The sequence below is a fragment of the Streptosporangium fragile genome (assembly GCF_039534445.1).
Lineage (GTDB): Bacteria > Actinomycetota > Actinomycetes > Streptosporangiales > Streptosporangiaceae > Streptosporangium > Streptosporangium fragile.
In genome coordinates this window covers 2,036-5,487 of record NZ_BAAAVI010000139.1, presented here as the reverse complement: position 1 = coordinate 5,487, position 3,452 = coordinate 2,036, and the positions used below count along the sequence as shown (strand labels likewise).

Genomic DNA, 3,452 nt, shown 5'->3' with positions numbered 1-3,452 from the left:
AAGGGGCCCCACCCCAAGGGTGGAACCCCTTCCCGCAACAATTGTCCGGCGGCGACCTACTCTCCCACACCGTCCCCGGTGCAGTACCATCGGCGCTGAAGAGCTTAACTTCCGGGTTCGGAATGTAACCGGGTGTTTCCCCTTCGCCATAACCGCCGTAACCCTGAGAGACCACGCAAACCCCTGTTTGCTGCCTCAGAATCACATAATGGACGCGAGCATACGCTTTGCGGTCAAGTCCTCGGCCTATTAGTACCGGTCGGCTCCACACGTTACCGCGCTTCCACCTCCGGCCTATCAACCCGGTCATCTCCCGGGAGCCTTACCCCCTCACGGGGTGGGAGACCTCATCTCAAGGCGAGCTTCCCGCTTAGATGCTTTCAGCGGTTATCCCTTCCGAACGTAGCCAACCAGCCGTGCTCCTGGCGGAACAACTGGCACACCAGAGGTTCGTCCGTCCCGGTCCTCTCGTACTAGGGACAGCCCCTTTCAAGTCTCCTGCGCGCGCAGCGGATAGGGACCGAACTGTCTCGCGACGTTCTAAACCCAGCTCGCGTACCGCTTTAATGGGCGAACAGCCCAACCCTTGGGACCTACTCCAGCCCCAGGATGCGACGAGCCGACATCGAGGTGCCAAACCATCCCGTCGATATGGACTCTTGGGGAAGATCAGCCTGTTATCCCCGGGGTACCTTTTAGCCGTTGAGCGACGGCGCTTCCACATGCCACCGCCGGATCACTAGTCCCAGCTTTCGCTCCTGCTCGACCCGTCGGTCTCACAGTCAAGCTCCCTTGTGCACTTACACTCGACACCTGATTGCCAACCAGGCTGAGGGAACCTTTGGGCGCCTCCGTTACCCTTTAGGAGGCAACCGCCCCAGTTAAACTACCCACCAGACACTGTCCCTGATCCGGATCACGGACCCAGGTTAGACGTTCAAAACGACCAGAGTGGTATTTCACCAATGACTCCACGGTAACTAGCGTCACCGCTTCACCGTCTCCCACCTATCCTACACAAGACGCTCCAAACGCCAATGTCAAGCTGTAGTGAAGGTCCCGGGGTCTTTCCGTCCTGCTGCGCGTAACGAGCATCTTTACTCGTAGTGCAATTTCGCCGGGTCTGCGGTTGAGACAGCGGGGAAGTCGTTACGCCATTCGTGCAGGTCGGAACTTACCCGACAAGGAATTTCGCTACCTTAGGATGGTTATAGTTACCACCGCCGTTTACTGGCGCTTAAGTTCTCACCTTCGCGCACCCGAAAGCGCGCTAAGCGGTCCCCTTAACGTTCCAGCACCGGGCAGGCGTCAGTCCGTATACATCGTCTTACGACTTCGCACGGACCTGTGTTTTTAGTAAACAGTCGCTTCCCCCTGGCCTCTGCGACCCCCACCAGCTCCGGACGCACGGTCCTTCACCAGCGAAGGCCCCCCTTCTCCCGAAGTTACGGGGGCAATTTGCCGAGTTCCTTAACCACAGTTCACCCGATCGCCTTGGTATTCTCTACCTGACCACCTGAGTCGGTTTCGGGTACGGGCCGCCACGACACTCACTAGAGGCTTTTCTCGGCAGCATAGGATCACCCACTTCGCCACAATCGGCTCGGCATCACATCTCAGACACATGCGCTGCGGATTTGCCTACAGCACGTCCTACCTGCTTACCCCAGGACCACCATCGCCTGGGCTGGGCTACCTTCCTGCGTCACCCCATCGTTTACCTACTACCAGATCAGGCCAGGCGTTCACCCTGACACCCGCTCCGAAGAGCAGATCGGGTTAAGGACCCTTAGTATCACTGGATTCAGTATGGGCGCATCGTAGCGGGTACGGGAATATCAACCCGTTGTCCATCGACTACGCCTGTCGGCCTCGCCTTAGGTCCCGACTTACCCTGGGCGGATTAGCCTGCCCCAGGAACCCTTGGTCATCCGGCGCAGAAGTTTCTCACTTCTGATTCGCTACTCATGCCTGCATTCTCACTCGCACGGCCTCCACAACTGGGTCACCCCGCTGCTTCGCCGGCCGCACGACGCTCCCCTACCCATCAGCGCCTCTCAACCACAAAGGCTCGAGTCAATACGCTAATGCCACGACTTCGGCGGTGTACTTGAGCCCCGCTACATTGTCGGCGCGGAATCACTTGACCAGTGAGCTATTACGCACTCTTTCAAGGGTGGCTGCTTCTAAGCCAACCTCCTGGTTGTCACTGCGACTCCACATCCTTTCCCACTTAGCACACGCTTAGGGGCCTTAGTCGGTGATCTGGGCTGTTTCCCTCTCGACTACGGAGCTTATCCCCCGCAGTCTCACTGCTGCGCTCTCACTTACCGGCATTCGGAGTTTGGCTGACGTCAGTAACCTTGTCGGGCCCATCGGCCATCCAGTGCTCTACCTCCGGCAAGAAACACACAACGCTGCACCTAAATGCATTTCGGGGAGAACCAGCTATCACGGAGTTTGATTGGCCTTTCACCCCTAAACACAGGTCATCCCCCAGGTTTTCAACCCTGGTGGGTTCGGTCCTCCACGCGGTCTTACCCGCGCTTCAACCTGCCCATGCCTAGATCACTCCGCTTCGGGTCTACAGCATGCGACTCAAACGCCCTCTTCAGACTCGCTTTCGCTACGGCTCCCCCACACGGGTTAACCTCGCCACACACCATAACTCGCAGGCTCATTCTTCAAAAGGCACGCAGTCACATCACGGACAGGCAAGCCTGCCCACGCTCCTACGGCTTGTAGGCACACGGTTTCAGGTACTATTTCACAACCCCTCACCGGGGCGCTTTTCACCTTTCCCTCACGGTACTCGTCCACTATCGGTCATCAGGGAGTATTTAGGCTTACCAGGTGGTCCTGGCAGATTCACACAGGATTTCTCGGGCCCCGTGCTACTTGGGATCCCCTCCAGAAGCCCCCACGATTTCGCCTACCCGGCTCTCACGGTCTCCGGCAGCCCTTCCCAGAGCTTTCAACTATCGCAGAGGTTTATCACTCCTCGGGAGAACGGCAGCTCCCCCCGGAAGGTCCCGCAACCCCGCACACGCAACGCCTGCCGGCTCTCACACGTGCACGGTTTAGCCTCTTCCGCTTTCGCTCACCACTACTCACGGAATCACTATTTGTTTTCTCTTCCTACGGGTACTGAGATGTTTCACTTCCCCGCGTTACCACCAACCGCCCTATACATTCAGGCGGAGGCAACACCACATGACTGGTGCTGGGTTTCCCCATTCGGACATCCCCGGATCACCGTCTGGTTGGCGACTCCCCGGGGCTTAACGCAGCCTCCCACGTCCTTCATCGGCTCCTGATGCCAAGGCATCCACCGTGTGCCCTAAAAAACTTGGCCACAAAGATGCTCGCGTCCACTATGCAAATCTCAAACAACAAACAGCGACCGCACCCGACCCCACCCCCACACGGGGGCAGGCGATCCGGCCCTGCGT

2 rRNA genes are annotated in these 3,452 nt (G+C 58.3%); both read right to left on the bottom strand.

Annotated elements, in window-relative coordinates:
• Nucleotides 1–43: 43 nt before the first annotated feature.
• A 5S ribosomal RNA gene (rrf, locus tag ABD841_RS40005) occupies nt 44–160 on the bottom strand.
• Nucleotides 161–229: 69 nt separating this feature from the next.
• Nucleotides 230–3,355 (bottom strand): 23S ribosomal RNA (locus tag ABD841_RS40000).
• Nucleotides 3,356–3,452 lie beyond the last annotated feature (97 nt).